The 17,248-nt window shown below is 65.9% G+C and carries 16 protein-coding genes; 2 read left to right on the forward strand and 14 right to left on the reverse strand.

Going from position 1 to position 17,248, the window contains the following annotated elements; all coding sequences use genetic code 11:
* Positions 1 to 72: 72 nt before the first annotated feature.
* From BQ7388_RS08680 to BQ7388_RS08690, 3 genes are all read right to left on the reverse strand, one after another.
* Positions 73 to 1,620 (reverse strand): YfcC family protein, encoded by a 1,548-nt coding sequence (locus BQ7388_RS08680; protein ID WP_082719579.1) that lies wholly within the window; start codon positions 1,618 to 1,620, stop codon positions 73 to 75.
* 70 nt (positions 1,621 to 1,690) lie between these two features.
* A complete protein-coding gene (gene pepT, locus BQ7388_RS08685) occupies positions 1,691 to 2,914 on the reverse strand; it encodes a peptidase T (RefSeq protein WP_062531472.1) in 1,224 nt (407 codons plus the stop codon).
* A 295-nt stretch (positions 2,915 to 3,209) separates the two neighbouring features.
* Positions 3,210 to 3,641 carry an Hsp20/alpha crystallin family protein gene (locus BQ7388_RS08690; RefSeq protein WP_062531473.1) on the reverse strand — a complete coding sequence of 144 codons (432 nt, stop codon included), beginning with the start codon at positions 3,639 to 3,641 and terminating at the stop codon, positions 3,210 to 3,212.
* Positions 3,642 to 3,920: 279 nt separating this feature from the next.
* Between BQ7388_RS08690 and BQ7388_RS08695 the strand changes: the two genes are divergently transcribed.
* Complete coding sequence (locus BQ7388_RS08695; protein WP_062531474.1) at positions 3,921 to 4,457, forward strand: hypothetical protein; 537 nt, start codon at positions 3,921 to 3,923, stop codon at positions 4,455 to 4,457.
* A 78-nt stretch (positions 4,458 to 4,535) separates the two neighbouring features.
* Here BQ7388_RS08695 and BQ7388_RS08700 read toward each other — a convergent pair whose 3' ends face one another.
* The 3 genes from BQ7388_RS08700 to clpB form a co-directional block, all read right to left on the reverse strand.
* On the reverse strand, positions 4,536 to 4,736 hold the full coding sequence (locus BQ7388_RS08700; RefSeq protein WP_062531475.1) for a hypothetical protein: 201 nt from the start codon (positions 4,734 to 4,736) through the stop codon (positions 4,536 to 4,538).
* A gap of 40 nt (positions 4,737 to 4,776) precedes the next feature.
* A complete protein-coding gene (locus BQ7388_RS08705) occupies positions 4,777 to 6,258 on the reverse strand; it encodes a PASTA domain-containing protein (protein ID WP_062531476.1) in 1,482 nt (493 codons plus the stop codon).
* Positions 6,259 to 6,418: 160 nt separating this feature from the next.
* Positions 6,419 to 9,037, reverse strand: coding sequence for an ATP-dependent chaperone ClpB (clpB, locus tag BQ7388_RS08710; protein WP_062531477.1), 2,619 nt, complete (start codon positions 9,035 to 9,037; stop codon positions 6,419 to 6,421).
* Between the two features lie 167 nt (positions 9,038 to 9,204).
* Between clpB and BQ7388_RS08715 the strand changes: the two genes are divergently transcribed.
* Complete coding sequence (locus BQ7388_RS08715; RefSeq protein WP_062531478.1) at positions 9,205 to 9,570, forward strand: hypothetical protein; 366 nt, start codon at positions 9,205 to 9,207, stop codon at positions 9,568 to 9,570.
* Positions 9,571 to 9,843: 273 nt separating this feature from the next.
* Here the strand turns inward: BQ7388_RS08715 and BQ7388_RS08720 are convergent, their stop codons facing one another.
* From BQ7388_RS08720 to BQ7388_RS08755, 8 genes are all read right to left on the reverse strand, one after another.
* Positions 9,844 to 10,275 carry a heat shock protein transcriptional repressor HspR gene (locus tag BQ7388_RS08720; RefSeq protein ID WP_062531479.1) on the reverse strand — a complete coding sequence of 144 codons (432 nt, stop codon included), beginning with the start codon at positions 10,273 to 10,275 and terminating at the stop codon, positions 9,844 to 9,846.
* A complete protein-coding gene (locus BQ7388_RS08725) occupies positions 10,265 to 11,221 on the reverse strand; it encodes a DnaJ C-terminal domain-containing protein (RefSeq protein ID WP_062531480.1) in 957 nt (318 codons plus the stop codon). The genes BQ7388_RS08720 and BQ7388_RS08725 overlap by 11 nt, the downstream gene beginning before the upstream one ends.
* Positions 11,222 to 11,284: 63 nt before the next feature.
* Positions 11,285 to 12,055 carry a nucleotide exchange factor GrpE gene (locus tag BQ7388_RS08730; RefSeq protein WP_062531481.1) on the reverse strand — a complete coding sequence of 257 codons (771 nt, stop codon included), beginning with the start codon at positions 12,053 to 12,055 and terminating at the stop codon, positions 11,285 to 11,287.
* 83 nt (positions 12,056 to 12,138) lie between these two features.
* On the reverse strand, positions 12,139 to 14,124 hold the full coding sequence (gene dnaK / locus BQ7388_RS08735) for a molecular chaperone DnaK (protein ID WP_255348642.1): 1,986 nt from the start codon (positions 14,122 to 14,124) through the stop codon (positions 12,139 to 12,141).
* 267 nt (positions 14,125 to 14,391) lie between these two features.
* Complete coding sequence (locus tag BQ7388_RS08740; RefSeq protein ID WP_062531482.1) at positions 14,392 to 14,754, reverse strand: hypothetical protein; 363 nt, start codon at positions 14,752 to 14,754, stop codon at positions 14,392 to 14,394.
* Between the two features lie 67 nt (positions 14,755 to 14,821).
* Positions 14,822 to 15,298, reverse strand: a complete 477-nt coding sequence (locus BQ7388_RS08745) for a DUF5067 domain-containing protein (RefSeq protein ID WP_062531483.1) — start codon at positions 15,296 to 15,298, stop codon at positions 14,822 to 14,824.
* Between the two features lie 86 nt (positions 15,299 to 15,384).
* Positions 15,385 to 15,825 (reverse strand): hypothetical protein, encoded by a 441-nt coding sequence (locus BQ7388_RS08750; RefSeq protein ID WP_062531484.1) that lies wholly within the window; start codon positions 15,823 to 15,825, stop codon positions 15,385 to 15,387.
* 172 nt (positions 15,826 to 15,997) lie between these two features.
* Complete coding sequence (locus tag BQ7388_RS08755; RefSeq protein ID WP_062531485.1) at positions 15,998 to 17,245, reverse strand: serine/threonine-protein kinase; 1,248 nt, start codon at positions 17,243 to 17,245, stop codon at positions 15,998 to 16,000.
* Positions 17,246 to 17,248 lie beyond the last annotated feature (3 nt).

A 17,248-nucleotide genomic window follows, 5' to 3' on the forward strand; every position in this document is an offset into this window, starting at 1 on the left:
TGTCGCCCGGGCCCCTTGGGAACCCTATGATACCCGCGTCGCACAAAGCCCCGACGCGAGGCCCCGCCTCCGCTAGACCAGGACCTGAGCCACGAGCAGCAGCGCGTTGAGCAGGACCGTGATGACCAAGAGCGGCGTCACGAACTTGAACCAGCGGCTGAAGGGCACGTCCACCATGGCAAGGGACGCGAGGATGAGGCCCGTGGGCGTGACGTACGAGATGAGGCCCTGGCCGTAGTTGTAGGCCGAGATGATGGCCGTCTTCGAGACGCCCACCGCGCCGCCGAGGGGCGCCATGATGGGCACCGAGAGCACGGCGAGGCCGGAGGACGAGTTGATGAAGAAGCCCAGGATGATGTAGACGACCAGCATCATGATGATGAACAGCACGGGGCTCATCCCCGCGATGGCACCCGAGAAGAAGTACAGGATGGTGTCAGAGATGAGACCGTTCTCGAGCAGGATGTTGACCGCACGGGCGACGCCGACGACCAGCGCGACGCTCATGAGGTCGCCGCAGCCGCCGATGTACTCGTCCATGAAGACCTCCTCGTCGAGGCCGCAGGTGAAGGCGAGGATCATGGAGCAGGCTAGGAAGACGGCGGTCATGTAGTCGAACCACCACTGGTGGGCGACGATGCCGTAGACCAGAACGACGAACGAGACGCCAAAGACGGCGAGCGAGACCTTCATGGGCGTGGTAAACTCGGGAGCCTCACCCCTCTGGCCCCAGCGCTCCTCGATCCTCTCCTTGAAGTCGTAGACGACGGACTTGGAGGGGTCGAGGCGAACCTTGTGCCCGTAGCGCATGACGTAGGCGAGCGAGATGACGGTGCCTATGGCGAGCGCCACGAACCTCCAGGACATGCCCTCGGCCATGGAGATGCCGGCCGCCTTAGTGGCGACGCCGATGGCGAAAGGGTTGACCGTCGAATACATGGTGCCCACGCAGGAGCCCATGAAGATGACGGCGATGCAGGTCATCGCGTCATAGCCCGCTGCGATGAATACGGGCATGAGGATCGGGTAGAGGGCGATCGTCTCCTCCGCGAGGCCAAAGGTGGTCCCGCCCGCAACGATGATGAGCGTCAGCACGATGATGAGCAGCCACTCACGCCCCCTCGTCACGCGCGAGAGCGCGGCGACCGCGGCGGTGAGGGCGCCCATGTGGTTGAGGACGCCGATGCAACCGCCCAGCAAGAACACGAACAGGATGATGTCGATCGACTCGTAGACACCGTTGATCGGGGCGAGAAGGAACTCCACGACGCCCTGCGGGTTCTGGTCGACTCGCTGGTAGGTGCCGGGGATCGCCGTCGGCTTCGAGATGGACCCGTCGAGGTAGCTCTCGACGTTCGCCGAGATGCCCAGCTTAGTGAGGGTCTCCTGCGTGGCGGGCTGCTCCTCCGTCGTGCCGTCCGCGTTGGTGATCGAGAACACGTCGTCGTCCGCGACGTACTTGAGCTTCGAGTACTCACCCGCCGGCACGACCCAGGTGAGCACCGCAGCGAAGAGCATCACGATGAAGAGCACCGTGATCGCGGTCGGGAAGTGGAGCTTGTCCCTCTTCTTGGGCGCGCCCCCCTCTGTAGCCGCTTCGACCATCGCCTCTTCTGCCATAGCAAGACCCCTTTCGTCCAAAGGGGCCGCCCTCATGGCGGCCCCTGATGCAACCCCCGCGCTCGGACCGCTATTCCCCGGCAAAGACCCTCACGAGCTCGACCGCCATCCTCGTGGCGGCATCCATGCCCTCGACCGTGATGTGCTCGTAGGGACCGTGATATCCGTGGCCGCCGGTTCCCAGGTTGGGACAGGGCAGCCCGCGGTACGAGAGCTGGCAGCCGTCCGTGCCCCCGCGTATGGGCGACACGTCGGGCTTGACGCCGGCGCGCTCCGCGGCCAGCTTCGCGTTGTCGATCATGTACATGCAGCCGTCGATGACCGAGGCCATGTTCTTGTACTCGTCCTTGATGGTCAGGGTGACCGTTCCCTCGCCCCACTCCTCGTTCATGAGCTTCTCGATGTGGCGCAGCGTCTGCTTTCGCGCCTCGAAGGAGCCCGCGTCGTGGTCGCGCACGATGTACGAGAGGCTCGCGTGGGCCTCGTCGCCGTTTATCTGGAGCAGGTGGTAGAAGCCCTCGTAGCCCTCGGTGTGGCGCGGGGTCTCGAAGGCGGGGAGCATACCGTTGATCTGGCAGGCGAGGAGGACGGCGTTCACCATGACGTCCTTGGCGGAGCCCGGGTGCACGCTCACGCCCGTGACCTCGAAGCTGGCCTCGCAGGCGTTGAAGTTCTGGTACTGGATCTCGCCCTCGGTGTCGCCATCCAAGGTATAGGCGACGTCGGCGTCGAATCCCTCGACGTCGAAGCTGTGCACGCCGCAGCCTATCTCCTCGTCAGGGGTGAAGGCGATGCGCAGCGGGCCATGGGCGATGCCCTCGGCGAGCAGGGTCTCGAGGGCGGTCATAATCTCGGCGATGCCCGCCTTGTCGTCCGCGCCAAGGATCGTCGTCCCGTCGCTGGTGATGAGCGTGCGGCCCTTGAGGGTGGGCAGGTGGGGGAAGTCCCTCACCGCGAGCGTGCGCCCACTCTGGAAGAGCGGAAGGTCCCCACCGTCGTAGTCGGGCGTAAGCTGGGGACGGATCTCGTGGTCGCAGAACTGCGAGACCGTGTCCATGTGGGCGATGAGCCCCAGCTTGGGCCTGTCCTCGAGGCCTGGCGTCGCCGGTACCTTCGCATAGACGAAGCAGTCGTCGCTCAGGCGGACGTCGGTGACGCCCAACCCCCTGAGCTCCTCCACCAGCATGCGCGCGAGCTCGAACTGCTCGGGGCTGCTGGGGGTGTGCGCCTCGTTCCCCTCGTCGCTGGGCGTGCGCACGACGACGTAGTCAAGGAGTCTCTCGTATGCCCTCACGTCGCGCTCTCCTCTCCATGGCATGTCACGGGCGGCCGCATGCGAACTGGAGGTGCCAGTCGATGCAACGGCCTTTTGATTGGCTGGCCCATGACAATTTGAATGACGTTTAACAGTCTAGAAATACTAGGGAGTGAGCGCCAGGATGGCTTCCGCCAGGGGTCAAAACTGGGCGAGCCGCCCCAAATTCCAGGCGAGAGGTTCCTGGACACAAAAAAGGGGAGGCGACGCCGTGGCATCGCCTCCCCCACCTCGCTATGTCAGCAGATCAAACCTGGCCAAACCCCGATTCGAGCTAGTCGATCGAAATCTTGGTGACGTTGGCCTTCTCCTCCTGCTTGGGGACGTTGACGGTGAGCACGCCGCCGTCGAGCTTTGCGGAGAGACCGGAGATCGCGGCGTCCTTGAGGTACACGCCACGGGTGGCCTGCCACTCGTTCGTCTCCTTGTGGAGGTAGTTCTTGCCCTTCTCCTCCTCGGTCTCCTTCTTCTCGACCGAGACCGAGAGGCGACCCTCGTTGAGCTCTACGTCGATGTCCTCGCGCTTCACGCCGGGGAGCTCGGCCGAGACGACGTACTTGTCGCCGGCGTCCTCGACGTTCATCTTGAATGCGGCATCGCTCGAGAGGCTGGCCAGCGGCGCGTTGAAGAAGTCGTCGAACGCGTTGAAGGGGAACGCCCTGCGAAGGGCCCTGTCATAGCTGGTGTAAGGGATGAGGTTCGTCATCTTTACCACTCCTTCTGCTTGCGGATGCCCTGGTAGACACCCTTTGTTCTCGTTGGTATATATGCCCCTCATGGCGTGACCTTATACCTCGAGTCAATATTTTCTTAGTTGAGTTTGCTTAGCAAATCTAAGTCAGAATAAATTAGGTATTACGAAGGAAGATGGCGTTAGACGTTAGATGTAGCTATCGCGCATGACACTTTGGCAGGCCTCACCTGCTCTATCATGACTGCCATTGATGTGTACGGGCTTTGCGTGCCACGGCGGCGGAGGTGCTCCATGGACAAGGGCTTTGACGAGGGTCTTCGGGAGCCCCTTCCCAACAACGCAACGAATGAGGAGGGCACGCCCAAGACGGCGGCGACCGAGGCCCGGCCGTCGGTCGTTTCGGCAACCCAAGGTGGGACCGAGGCCACGGGCGAGACGGGCGAGGGCGACTTCGCGGCCACCACCTTCCAGCCCGTGGCCGCCCGCGTGCCCTACGTGAGGCAGCGCGCCCCGCACCGCTCCCAGGCCGCCATCGACGACCTCGGACAGGACGGCGCCTCCGCCAGCGGCTACGCCCACGACTCAAACGTCGCCGTGAGCGGCAAAGTCTTCTCCGGCGCGTCCAAGTACCGCCGCTCGCGCGGCGGCATGGGCAGGATCAAGAACAGCCGCTACGGCCAGTACCTCGAGATTCCCAAGGGTCGGCGCTCCATCTTCTCGTCGCGCGAGAGGAGCCGCCGCAGGCGCTCGGTGCTCTCGCTCATCGTCGTGGTGGCCCTGCTCGTGGTGGTCGCCCTCATCATCCTGAGGCTGCTCTCCACCAGGTAGGCCGGACGGGATGCCCCCGACGATCTGACGCGCGCTTCACGGGCGACGGCGGCACCCTCCTGCCGGCCGGAGACCCTCCTAGCCCCAGGGGTCGGCGTCGAAGAGGGGCTCGCGCGGGGCGGGACGGTCCGAGTAGGGGTCGTAGCCGTCGTCGTCCTCGTTCTCCGCCCGAAGGAAGCTGGCGTCAGATGACGAGACGGGCCTCTCGCCTGGCACCGTCCCGTCTGGCCGGTCAGCCTCTCGCACGGGGCCGACACCCTCTGCCTTGCTCGCTGGCATGACGTCCCCTCTCCCAACGGCGTCCTTGTGAATCCGCTCTCTATCCAACCTCTGCCCCTCGCTTGCCGTAGACGTCACCATAGGCGACGAAGTCGCAGACGCTCCCCCCAAAGGGAGCCAGGTCATAGCTCTTGTACAGGGACTTGGGAGCAGACGTCACGACCACGCGCGCGTCCTTCCCGCCCTGGGCTATGAGCACCGTCCAGCAGGCGTCGCCCATCTCTCCGTAACCGCAGACGAAGGGCGTGCCCTTGCGTTCCCGTCCCTGCGGGAGGACGACCGTCTGCATGTTGCAGCTTCTGCTCAGCCCGCTGAGACCGCAGAGCTCCATGACCTCCTCCAGGGCATCGCGGTTGAGCTTGCCCGCCTCTGCGGGCCACTCTGACTTGGGCAGCTCCAGGCGCACGCCCTCGAAGCCGGCGTCGGCCTCTGGGGTCGCCCCCTCCTTTGCTGCCTCGAGGTCGAACTTCGCCGAGAAGGGATACGAGCCCAAGGTGACCCTGCCCCCCTCGCCCTCATAGAGCGCCTGCGCCTTGCCGTGCGCGTTTGCATAGCTTGCCTGGAGGGAGAATCCCTGCTTCTGGAGGTAGTCCCCAATCTGGCTGGCGGTGAACTCGAAGTACTCGGCCAGGTGGTGATAGTCGGACGGATAGGGCTCTGAGACCCTGAGGGTCACGACGTCGTCCCCACCGACGCGCATGCCCTGGTCAGGGCTCACCCCGACGACGCTCCCGCCCGGCTCGTCGGAGCTCACGTACTCGATCCTGGCCTCGAGGCCCGCCGCCTCGACGAGCGACCTTGCCTCGGACTCACCCTTCCCCATGACATAGGGGACCGTATAGGGCTGCGCCACGGTGAGGGCAATCGCGTCGCGTGCCACGAAGGCGCTCCCCGCCTCGGGGGTCGACCTGGTGACCGTTCCCTCCTCGGCGGACGAGGCCTCGTACTGGATCGACACGTCTTGCGCCCCCGCATCAGCCAGGACGGCACGAGCCTCGTCGAGTCGCATGCCCACGACGTCGGGAAGCACGCGCTTCGTGCCGACGACCAGCGTGACCTCGCTGCCACGCTCGAGCCTGGTTCCGCTTGCAGGGTCGCAGCGGACCGCCTTGCCCACCCCGTCGTCGACGGGCTCCTCCGCCAGCACGACCTCGAAGCCGCGCTGCTCCAGGTCGCGCTGGGCCACCACCTGGGACTTGCCCGTGACAGAAGGGACGCGGCGGCCGCCCCAGAGCTCCGCCTCATAGGTGACGAAGAGCGCGGTGACCGTGACGGCAGCGAGCAGGAGCACGGCAGCCACGACGGGACGAGAAACGCTGCGGCTCTTGCCCTCGCCGGGAACGCTCTTTGGGGGCTCCAGCGATTCGGGCTCCCACACGGGAGCCGCGACGGCCTGTGGGAGGACGGCCGTGACGGGAGGATCGGACGGCGATTCCAGGTCGCCTGCCGGCTCGGACCTTCCCACGGAGGGGCCCAGCCCGTCCGACGGGACCTCGGAGAGCCTGCTCTTGGGGTCTTCCATCTGCCCTCCCGGTGGGTTGTGCGCGCGATTCTTCCCTATGGTCGCGCAAAGGGCCGGCTCGCGCCAGGCCGGCCCAGCAAGCGCGAGGGGACGGGCCTTCGGGTCCGTCCCCTCGCGAAATGGCGGGTACCGTGCGGTACGAAGGTCGATGCGATAGCAGCTACTCCACGGAATCGGGCTCCAACGCCTGCTCGTCACGGGCGGCGAAGAGCTTTCCGTCCGCCCCGACGTCCACCATGACGGTATCGCCCTCGTGGAGCTCCCCGGCGATGATCAGGCTGGCGACGTTGTCCACGACCTGGCGCTGGATGAGCCGCTTGAGCGGACGCGCGCCATAGACCGGATCAAGCCCGTCGAGCGAGAGGAGCTGCACCGCGCTGTCCGAGAGCCTGAGCGTGATGCGCTCGCGGGCGAGGCGGCTGCGCACGTCGCGAAGCTGGATGTCCACGATCTTCTCTATCTCGGCCAGCCCGAGGGAGTGGAAGATGACCACGTCGTCGATGCGGTTGAGGAACTCTGGCTTGAAGGCCTGGCGCAGCGCCTCCATGACCTGGGAGTTGACCGCCTTGGGATCGCTCGTGGCGTTGGCGGCCGCGATGAACTGGCTCCCCACGTTGCTGGTCATGATGATGATCGTGTTCTTGAAGCTCACGACGCGACCCTGCCCGTCGGTCAGGCGACCGTCGTCCAGCACCTGCAGGAGGATGTTGAACACGTCGGGATGCGCCTTCTCCATCTCGTCCAGGAGGATGACGCTGTACGGCTTGCGACGCACGGCCTCGGTGAGCTGGCCTCCCTCGTCGTAGCCCACGTATCCCGGAGGGGCGCCGATCAGGCGCTGGACGCTGAACTTCTCCATGTACTCGGACATGTCGATGCGCACCAGCGCGCGCTCGTCGTCGAAGAGACACTCGGCGAGCGCCTTGGCGAGTTCGGTCTTTCCCACGCCGGTGGGTCCCAGGAAGAAGAAGCTTCCCAGGGGGCGATTGGGATCGGCAAGCCCCGCACGGCTGCGGCGCACCGCCGAGGCGACCGCGCTCACGGCCTCGTTCTGTCCGATGACGCGCTCGTGGAGCTCGGCCTCGAGGTTCTGGAGCTTGTCTATCTCGCCCTGCATCATCTTCGACACGGGGACGCCGGTCCAGGAGCTCACGACCTCGGCGATCTCTTCGGTGGTGACCTCCTCCTTGAGGATGCCGCCCGCCTCCTGCTTCTGCGAGAGCGCCGCCTCGGCGGCGTCGTACTCGGCCTGGAGCGAGGGGATGGTCGAGTAGCGCAGCTCGGACGCGCGGGCCAGGTCGCCGGCGCGGGTGACGCGCTCCATCTCGCCTCTGGCTTCCTCGATCTTGGACTTGAGGTCCTGGACGCGGTCGATGCTCGCCTTCTCGTTCTCCCAGCTTGCCTTCATGCCGTCGAGCTTCTCGCGCGTGGTCGCGATCTCCTTCCGCAGGGTCTCGAGGCGCTCGCGGCTCGCTGCGTCCTCCTCCTTCATGAGGGCCTGTTCCTCGATCTGCATCTGCGTGAGCTGGCGGTCGACGGCGTCTATCTCGGCCGGCATGGAGTCGAGCTCCATGCGCAGGCGGCTCGCCGCCTCGTCCACCAGGTCGATGGCCTTGTCGGGCAGGAAGCGCTCGCTGATGTAGCGGTTCGAGAGGTCCGCGGCAGACACCAAGGCGGCGTCGGTGATGCGCACGCGATGGTGCTGCTCGTACTTCTCCTTGAGGCCGCGGAGGATGCTGATGGTGTCCTCGACCGTGGGCTCGCTCACGAGCACCGTCTGGAAGCGGCGGGCAAGCGCCTGGTCCTTCTCTATGTACTTGCGGTACTCGTCCAGCGTTGTGGCACCGATGGCATGGAGCTCGCCGCGGGCGAGGGCGGGCTTCAGGATGTTGCCCGCGTCCATGGAGCCCTCGGTCGCGCCGGCGCCCACGATAGTGTGGAGCTCGTCGATGAACAGGATGATCTGTCCATCGGACTTCTCCACCTCCTTGAGCACCGACTTCAGGCGGTCCTCGAACTCGCCGCGGTACTTCGCCCCCGCGACCAGCGCGCTCATGTCGAGCTCGACTATGTCCTTGTCCTTGATGGTCGAGGGCACGTCGCCGGCCACGATGCGCTCGGCTAGGCCCTCGACGATGGCGGTCTTGCCCACGCCGGGCTCGCCGATGAGCACCGGGTTGTTCTTCGTGCGGCGGCTCAGGACCTGGATCGTGCGGCGTATCTCCTCCACGCGGCCGATCACCGGGTCGAGCTTGCCCTGGCGTGCGAGGTCCGTCACGTTGCGTCCGTACTGTTCAAGGGCCTCGAACTGGGACTTCTGGTCCTGGGAGGTCACGCGCTCGTCACCACGCAGGCTCTGATAGGCCTCCTGCACGCGCTTGCTCGTGACGCCCGCGGCCTTGAGGGCGCTGCCCGCCTCGCCGCGCTCGTCGGCAAGCGCGCAGAGCAGGTGCTCGGAGGTGACATAGGAGTCGCCGAGCTTGGCGGCAAGCTTCTCCGCGGCGTCGCCCACGCGCGTGAGCTCGGTCGAGATGCCCATCTGCGACAGGTCGCCACTCACCTTGGGGGCACGTGCGATGGCCTGGTCCACCTGGGCTTCGACCTGCGCCGGGTCCGCGCCGACGCGCTCGACGATGGCGCGGAGGTTCCTCTCGCCCGACTCTATCAGGGCCTTGAGCAGGTGGATGGGTCGAACCTGCCCCGCCTCGGCATCGGCGGCGATGGTTATGGAGGACTGCAGGGCCTCCTGGGCGGTGACCGCCCACTTGTCAAACCTCATCTGCCTCACCCCTTCTGGCTCCCTCGGGGAGCACCGCTGTCTGTTGAGTTGATTGTTCCCTGGAGTGGTGGTCGCTATGCGCAAATCTAAGTGTCTGCACAATAGATTATCTGAGTTGTCTTGTACGTTTGCGAAAGGTCCGTCACGCCGGCGCCGAGGCGGCGACGATGGGGCCCAACGAGGTGGACGAGGCGCTTGCCGCCGTCAGACGCGCGATCGTCGACGACAAGCGCCGCGACCGCGACCTCTGGCTACGCGGCCTCACGGTGCTACCCGCCACGAGCGAGGACCTGTACCAACCCCGAAGCCTGGACCGTCTCATGGGGCAGGTCATGGAGGCGATCGAGCGAACGGCCGGCAGGGACCTCTCGCTGCAGAGGAGCGTCCTGACCAGACGGCCCTTCGTGCGGGAGCGGCAGCGGCTGGTCTGGTCGCTTCTTCCAGGCGAGAGGGGGCGGCGCATCTCACAACAGCTCGTCCGGGAGCTCCAACGCCCTCAGGGGCACGTCGAGAGCTGCATCATCGCGCTGTGACAAGGAGTGGGAGCTTGGATGAGATGGCACGATGGCACCCCCGTCCAAAATCGGACATGTTGGTGTGCACAATGCTCGAATCTGAAAGCATTTCTCGCCAAAAAAGCCCTTTTATCAGTGATTTCGCTCGTTTGTGTACACTAATCGCGTAAAAGGGACGACGACCGGAGTCGCGTGCGCCCAGCGCGACACAAAGGGCAGACCCAGGCCAGACGAGAGGGGCATCACGGACAGAGTCGCGATGCCCCTTACCTGGTGCGAACGTCGCCGCCGCTACTCGTCATCGTCCTCGAGGTGGGTCTCCAGGAGTCCGCGCATGACCTGTTCGGGACCCGTGCCGTCGTAGCGGGCAAGCGCCGTGATGCGCTCGCGCATGCGCAGCTCGTGGATGTCGTCCTCGAGCGAGCGGACCCGCGCGCGCAGCTCGTCGATCTCCTTGTCGCGCTTGAGGGCGCGCTCGCGCATGTCCAGGATGCGCACGACGCCCGCGAGGTTGATGCCCTCGTCGGTGAGCTTGCTGATCAGGTTGAGGCGTTCGATGTCGCCTTGGGAGTACAGCCGCGTGTTGCCACGCGAGCGGCCGGGGTTGACCAGGCCCTTCTGCTCGTAGACGCGCAGGGTCTGCGGATGCATGCCGGTCAGCTCGGCCGCAACGCTGATCATGTAAAGCGGCTTGTCCTTGCCGCTCGCGTCACTACGCGCCATATGCCTCGACGTCCTTTCTGTAGTCGCGGCCGTCGGCATCACGTAGGGCCTCCAGCGCGTCACGCTCCTTTTGCGAGAGTCGCGTGGGCACCTTGACCCTCACGGTCACGTACAGGGCGCCACGGGATCCCTTGCGACGCACGTCGGGGGCGCCCAGCTCCTTGAAGCGGAAGGTCTTGCCGTCCTGCGTGCCTGCGGGAACCTTGAGGCGGACTTCCGCCCCCTCGGGCGTCGGCACGTCGATGGTGGCCCCCAGGGCAGCCTCGAAGGCGCTCACCGGAAGCTCCATGCGCACGTCGGCCCCATCGCGCTTGAAGAGCGGGTGCTCGGCCACGCGGGTCGTCACCACGAGGTCGCCGCGGGCACCGCCGTTGGTCCCGTACTCGCCACGTCCGCGATAGCGCAGCTTGCCACCATCGATTGCCCCGGCGGGGACCTTGACGTTGAGGGTCTGGCGCTCGCCCGTCGAGGGAATCGAGTAGCTGATTTTGCGCTGCTCGCCCGCAAAGGCGGCCTCCGCGCTCACGTCTATGGTGGCGGTTATGTCCCGGCCCTTGGAAGGACGGTTGGCGGCGGCCTGCCCACCGAAGATCGACGAGAAGTCGAAGCCAGGGAAGGCGCCGTCACCGTTGCGGATATTGTCGAAGATGTCGCCCCAGTCGGCCCCGCCCACGTTGGTGGTGTAGCTGTAGCCGCCGCTCCTGCCGCCCGCACCACCAAATCCCGAGCCGGGCATGCCACCAAACATCAGCATCTGGTCATACTCGCGACGCTTCTGGGTGTCAGAGAGCGTCGTGTACGCCTCGCTGACCTCCTTGAACTTTGCCTCGTCACCACCCGCGTCGGGGTGATACTTGGCAGCGAGCTTGCGAAAGGCCTTCTTGATGTCGTCCTGGCTGGCGTCGCGCTTCACGCCCAAGACGTCGTAGTAGTTCTTGTCTGCCATAGAAGCCAACGCCTCCTTCCTGGTGGCAGCGCCCGGGCTTGTGCCCGGGCGCGCCAAGTGCGACTACTCCTTGACCTCGTCGTCGCCCATGGGCTCGCCCTCCGGCTCGGGACGCTTGGGCCCGCCATAGGTCACCGTGACCATGGCCGTACGAATCACCTTGCCGCCCATGCGATAGCCCCTCTGGTACACCTGGGCCACCGTCTCGTCATAGGCCTCGGCGTTCTCCTCGCGACCCACGGCCTGGTGGACCAGGGGGTCAAAGGGCTCGCCGGCTGGGTCGATGACCTCGACGCCCTCCTTCCCTAGGACGGAAACCATCTTGTCGTGCACCGCGTCGACGCCGGCGACGAACTGCAGCAGGGCCTCGTCGCCATCGGCGGTCTGTGCCGCGTGGGCAGAGGCGCGCTCCATGTCGTCGAGGACCGGAAGCAGGTTGAGCACGAGCTTCTCGGCCGCGCGCTCCCTCTCGGCCAGGCGCTCCTGCGCGGTGCGGCGACGGTAGTTGTCCCAGTCGGCCTGCAGGCGCGTCAGGCGGTCAGTCGAGTCCGCGGCCTCCTTCTGCGCCGCAGCGACCTTGTCCGCAACCTCGTCGAGCTGTCGCTGGAGGTCGTCGCGCTCCTGACGGATCTTGTCGGCGTCGGCCTTGAAGTCGGTCTCAGCTGCCTGCTCGCCGGCGCGCTTCGCCGCCTCCACCAGGTCCTCCTCGCTGGGCTCTGCCTCGGGCGCGGCGTCGGCGACCACCTCCTGCCCAACCGCCGGCTCGCCCTCGGCCGCCGTGGCCTCGACGACGTCCTCGTCCCTCATGTCATCACCCTCGATAGGCACCTTCACGTCACCCTCCTCGGGCTGCCAAAGGGGCGGCCGCAAGGGCCGCCCCAGCCAACATCTTGTCCTAGGGCCTAGGCGGCCTTGGCCTACTGGTTGTTCTTGTCGTCGTCCACGACCTCGTAGTCGGCGTCGACGACGTCGTCGGTCGAGCTTCCGCCGGTAGCGGAGGTCTGGGCCTGGGTGTCGGAGTAGACGATCTCGGCCAGCTTGTGCCCGACCTCCTGGAGCTTCTCGCCCGCGGCCTTGATGGCGTCGACGTCAGTGCCGTCGAGTGCCTTCTTGGCTGCGTCGACCGCGTCCTGGACCTCCTTCTTCTGGTCCTCGGACACCTTGTCGCCCAGGTCCTTCAGCGTCTGCTCGGTGCTGTAGCACAGCGAGTCGGTCTGGTTGCGGACCTCGATCTCGTCCTTGTGCCTCTTGTCCTCCTCGGCGTGGGACTCGGCGTCCTTGACCATGCGATCGACCTCGTCGTCCGAGAGCGCGGTGGAGCCAGAGATCGTGATCTGCTGCTGCTTGCCGGTACCCTTGTCCTTGGCGGTGACCTTCACGATGCCGTTGGCGTCGATGTCGAAGGTGACCTCGATCTGGGGCACGCCGCGGCGGGCTGCGGGGATGCCGGTCAGGTTAAACTTGCCCAGGCTCTTGTTGTCGCGAGCCATCTCGCGCTCGCCCTGCAGGACGTTGATCTCGACGGAGGTCTGGTTGTCGGCCGCCGTGGAGTAGACCTCGGTCTTGCTGGTGGGGATCGTGGTGTTGCGGTCAATCATCTTGGTCATGACGCCGCCCATGGTCTCGACGCCCAGCGAGAGCGGGGTGACGTCGAGCAGCAGGATGCCGGACACGTCGCCGGTGAGCACGCCGCCCTGGACGGCAGCGCCGTCGGCGACGACCTCGTCGGGGTTCACGGACATGTTGGGCTGCTTGCCGGTCATGGTCTTGACCAGGTCCTGCACGGCGGGCATACGAGAGGAGCCGCCCACGAGGATGACCTCGTTGACCTCAGAGATCTGCAGGCCGGCGTCCTGGAGGGCCTTGGTGACGGGGCCCTTGCAGCGGTCGAGCAGGTCACGGGTGATGCGCTCGAACTCGGCGCGGGTCAGCGTGTAGTTGAGGTGCTTGGGGCCGGTGGCGTCGGCGGTGATGAAGGGCAGGTTGATGTCTGCCTGCTGGGCGCTGGAGAGCTCCTTCTTGGCGTTCTCGGCGGCCTCCTTCAGGCGCTGCAGCGCCATGGGGTCACGACGCAGGTCGATGCCCATCTCCTGCTGGAACTTGTCGGCCATCCAGTCGATGACGCGCTGGTCCCAGTCGTCGCCGCCCAGGTGGTTGTCGCCGTTGGTGGCCAGGACCTCGACGACTCCGTCGGCAAGGTCGAGCAGGGACACGTCGAAGGTGCCGCCGCCCAGGTCGAAGACCAGGACCTTCTGGTCGATGTCCTTCTTGTCGAGGCCGTAGGCGAGGGCCGCCGCCGTGGGCTCGTTGACGATGCGCTGGACGTTGAGGCCGGCAATCTTGCCGGCGTCCTTGGTGGCCTGGCGCTGGGCGTCGTTGAAGTAGGCGGGGACGGTGATGACCGCGTCGGTGACGGGCTCGCCCAAGTACTTCTCGGCGTCGGCCTTCATCTTGGCTAGAATCATTGCGCTGATCTGCTCGGGGGTGAAGTCCTCGCCGTCGATCTCGACCACGGCACGGTTGCCGGTACCGCCCTTCACGGAGTAGGGGACGGTCTTGAGCTCGGAGCTGACCTCGTCGTAGCGACGGCCCATGAAGCGCTTGATGGAGAAGACCGTGTTCTTGGGGTTGGTGACTGCCTGGTTCTTTGCGGCCTTGCCCACGATGCGGTCGCCGTCGGCGCGGAAGCCCACGACGGACGGGGTGGTGCGGTCGCCCTCGGCGTTGACGATGATGGTGGGCTCGCCGCCCTCGAGGACTGCCATCGCGGAGTTGGTGGTGCCAAGATCGATACCCAGAATCTTGCCCATTGCGATTCCCTTCTGTCTCTCCCTTGGCCCCTGGGGCGGGGAGCTTGTCTGCCCTTGTGCTGCCGCCGAGTCGCCGACGGAGCCTTCGTACATTGCGATTGTTCCCGCGGTATCTGATTCTATACGCAATCTAAGTCTCTACACATTAGATTTTTTGTTCTCTCATGAGTGAGGAATCTTGAGCCACCCAGAGGGGGTGGTCACTCGCCGACAATCGAGCTTGTGGCGACGCATCGCCTGCGGGGAACGACGCCCATGGGTGGGTGGGGCGGCACGGAACAGGGTCGTGCCACAAGAAGGGGTCCGCGGCAGCTCGCCTCGGACCCCGATACACGTGCACCGTCTGGCAGCACGAGTTCGCTACTCTTCCCCCTCTTCCTTCCCCGCCTTCCTGAGCTGGGAGAAGCCAACGAACGAGAGTACGGTCTGGGCGACCACGAAGAAGAAGTACATGGGGAAGAGAACCATCGCCACGGCGTAGAGGATGGCTCCCACCAAGGCGAAAGAGGGCTTGTGCATGAAGAGCCCGAGCCCGTTGAAGATGACCGCCACGGCAGTGGATGCCAGGTGGGGCATGACGAGGTAGGTCGCAATCGCGGCGCCGGCTCGATAGGCGGTCATCCCCGAGGAGCCCGCACCACCCCAGTAGTAGACGCTGTACAGGAGGTACAGCGCCCCCAACACGAACGAGATGAGCAGCAGTACGTTGAGCTTCTTCTTCATGACTTCGCTTCCTTCGATTGCGTGGTCTTGCGCCTTGACATGCTCCGCCGATGAGCCGTCGTAGCCCCTACGAGAGACTGAAGGTCTGGGTGGCCAGGGGCTCGTCGCTCGCAGAGACGTACTCCTTCACCTCGACCTCGATGTCCGAGGTGTCCTGTAACGCATACGGGATGCGCACCTTTATTGTCCCGCCAGGCTTGACCTTGTTTGACCAGTCGGCAGTATCGACCCCGTCGACGATGCCCGGCTCGCACTGTATGCCGTTCTGGTACACCTCCATTGACGCCACCGCCATCAGCGACTGCGCTTCGTCGGAGTTATTCGTGAAGCTGTAGTCGATGACCGCGGCAGGGTTGCCCTGGTAGTCGACGGCGGAGGTGCAGCCGTCGATTGTCACTTCGTAGTCGGACTTCGCCTTCTGAGCCTGGACGGGATCCGAGCCCGCGCCGTCGCCGCTCGACGACGGGGTGCCGGAGCAAGCCGCCAGCGGCAGGGCGACAAGCGTGGCAACGACAACTGCACAAACGGTCTTCTTGACGCTCATGTGTTCTCTCACCTTTCTCTTTGCTGGCTTCTGCCAGGACAAAGGAGATGGTAGGGGCGAGAGAACCCCCGTTCATTAGCTGTCAGCTAACTGTTCGCGAGCGGGCCACCCAGAGCCGCGCCGCCCGTGAGGGGCCGCTCCCCCTGCTCCCAGAGGAGATGGTCGCAGCAGGTCACGCCCATCCCGCGCTCGAGGCAGAAGGCAATGACCACATCCCGGCGGCGGTCGGGCCTGAGGGCGCTCAGGCCGCCGCGTTCCAGGGCGTCGCTCGCGTCCTCCACGCCCAGCCCCATCCCGAAGCAGACCTGGAGGAGCTTGTCACGCGTGGGGCTTCGCGACCCAGAGAGGATCTGATACGCGTAGGTGTGATTGAGGCCCGAGCGCCCCACGACCGCGCCACGCGAGAGCGAGCGCTCGCGCAGGGCGTCATCCGCCCAGCCGGCAAAGTTTCGGTCGTCAAGCGGCGCGCTTTCCAACGCGCGCCTGACGTCCGAACCGCAGTCCCTCAAGAAGCCCCACTCATCCATTGCACAACCCCTTTCGCGTGAAAGGGTAGGTGGCGCGACGCGGCGATTCATTAGCTGGCAGCTCATTGTTTCGCGGAAGGGCCACGTGGCGCGGGGGTGGGGAGCGGCCGCGCGGCCAGGCGCACCCAAGGCAGAGCAGCCTCCGCGCCACGCGCGACATTGCGCAAAGGGCCTAGACGAGACCGGCCGCCTGGGCAAGGATCTGTAGCGCGAGCATAATCGCAAAGCCTGCGAAAAGCTCCTCCGCCACACGAAGCAGCAGACGCCTCGGGAGCGCGCCCCGATCCAGACCCGCGTACTCCCCCACCCCTGCCACGGCGCAAGCGAGCTCGTAGGAGGGGAGGAGTATCCACCAGGCCATGAGCACGAGGTACGAGATGGCGGCAAGCGACTCCTGGGCAATCCCCACCTGCCGTCCCACCTGCTCTGGCATGCCAAGGAGACCCGCGGCGAACACCACGAGGAGGACCACCGCGAACACGAGCGCGACGGTCTTGCGCACGGAGCGAGGCGCACGAAGCAGCGCCAGAACGGTCGGGGCGAGCTCCATCCAGACGTGGAGCGAGTGGGGGGCGAGGCTCCGGTCGCCCTTGGGGCGCAGCTCGACGGCCGGCACGGCAGCGGGTCCCTCCCGATCATCCTGTCCCGCCGTGCCCGAACCTTCGACGCAGGAGCGCAACTCAGCCATGAGCTCTGCCGCAGACTGAGGGCGCGCGCTGGGCTCAAGCGACCGGGCACGGCCTATCAGCCCGACCACCTCCCCTGGCACGGCGGCGAGTCCCAACGCAGGATCGAAGCCCCTCTCGCCTGGCCAGGTAGCTGTGAGCATGTAGGCGAGCACGCTCGCCAGGGAGTACACGTCGGACCTAGCATCGGTCTGGGCGAAGCCGAACTGCTCTGGTGCGGCAAAGCCCCAGGTGCCCAGGAGCGTCGTGTCTCGCCCCGCCTCGTCCGAGCGCAGGCGCGCGATGCCCAGGTCTATGAGGTGGGCGCATCCCCCGCCATCCACGATGACGTTCTTTGGCGTGATGTCGCGGTGTATGATGCCATGCTCGTGGAGCGCCTGTGCGGCGGAGCAGATTCCGTCCATGAGCCGCACCGCCCGCGGCAGGGAGAGCGGTCCCTCCCGCGTCACGAGGCCCTCGAGAGACTCCCCGTCCACGTACTCGAGCACCACGGCCAGGCGGTCAGGAAGGCGGTAGACGGTCTCCACTCGGGGAAGCCCCGGCTCGTCAACGCCCAGCAACGTGCCCCAGAGCCCAGGTGCGGCGAGTCCGCCAGCGAAGTACTTGCGCACGAAGAGGCCAGCCCCACCAAGGGTCACGAGCTCGGTCCTGAGCCCCTCTCGCTCGGAAAGCACCCGCTCGACCTTGTAGGCGTCGTCCAGCACAAGGGCGTGCAACACCTCTCCCTCGTCCACGCG

Source organism: Olsenella phocaeensis (assembly GCF_900120385.1).
Taxonomy (GTDB): Bacteria; Actinomycetota; Coriobacteriia; order Coriobacteriales; family Atopobiaceae; genus Olsenella_I; species Olsenella_I phocaeensis.

What these genes read in the sequence shown, in the direction of transcription:
- BQ7388_RS08740 (WP_062531482.1), bottom strand. Translation starts at nt 14,754, where the DNA reads ATGAAGAAGAAGCTCAACGTACTGCTGCTCATCTCGTTCGTGTTGGGG.
- BQ7388_RS08745 (WP_062531483.1), bottom strand. Translation starts at nt 15,298, where the DNA reads ATGAGCGTCAAGAAGACCGTTTGTGCAGTTGTCGTTGCCACGCTTGTC.
- BQ7388_RS08700 (WP_062531475.1), bottom strand. Translation starts at nt 4,736, where the DNA reads ATGCCAGCGAGCAAGGCAGAGGGTGTCGGCCCCGTGCGAGAGGCTGAC.
- BQ7388_RS08750 (WP_062531484.1), bottom strand. Translation starts at nt 15,825, where the DNA reads ATGGATGAGTGGGGCTTCTTGAGGGACTGCGGTTCGGACGTCAGGCGC.
- BQ7388_RS08720 (WP_062531479.1), bottom strand. Translation starts at nt 10,275, where the DNA reads ATGGCGCGTAGTGACGCGAGCGGCAAGGACAAGCCGCTTTACATGATC.
- BQ7388_RS08680 (WP_082719579.1), bottom strand. Translation starts at nt 1,620, where the DNA reads ATGGCAGAAGAGGCGATGGTCGAAGCGGCTACAGAGGGGGGCGCGCCC.
- clpB (WP_062531477.1), bottom strand. Translation starts at nt 9,037, where the DNA reads ATGAGGTTTGACAAGTGGGCGGTCACCGCCCAGGAGGCCCTGCAGTCC.
- BQ7388_RS08715 (WP_062531478.1), top strand. Translation starts at nt 9,205, where the DNA reads ATGGGGCCCAACGAGGTGGACGAGGCGCTTGCCGCCGTCAGACGCGCG.
- BQ7388_RS08690 (WP_062531473.1), bottom strand. Translation starts at nt 3,641, where the DNA reads ATGACGAACCTCATCCCTTACACCAGCTATGACAGGGCCCTTCGCAGG.
- BQ7388_RS08725 (WP_062531480.1), bottom strand. Translation starts at nt 11,221, where the DNA reads ATGGCAGACAAGAACTACTACGACGTCTTGGGCGTGAAGCGCGACGCC.
- BQ7388_RS08705 (WP_062531476.1), bottom strand. Translation starts at nt 6,258, where the DNA reads ATGGAAGACCCCAAGAGCAGGCTCTCCGAGGTCCCGTCGGACGGGCTG.
- BQ7388_RS08695 (WP_062531474.1), top strand. Translation starts at nt 3,921, where the DNA reads ATGGACAAGGGCTTTGACGAGGGTCTTCGGGAGCCCCTTCCCAACAAC.
- dnaK (WP_255348642.1), bottom strand. Translation starts at nt 14,124, where the DNA reads ATGTACGAAGGCTCCGTCGGCGACTCGGCGGCAGCACAAGGGCAGACA.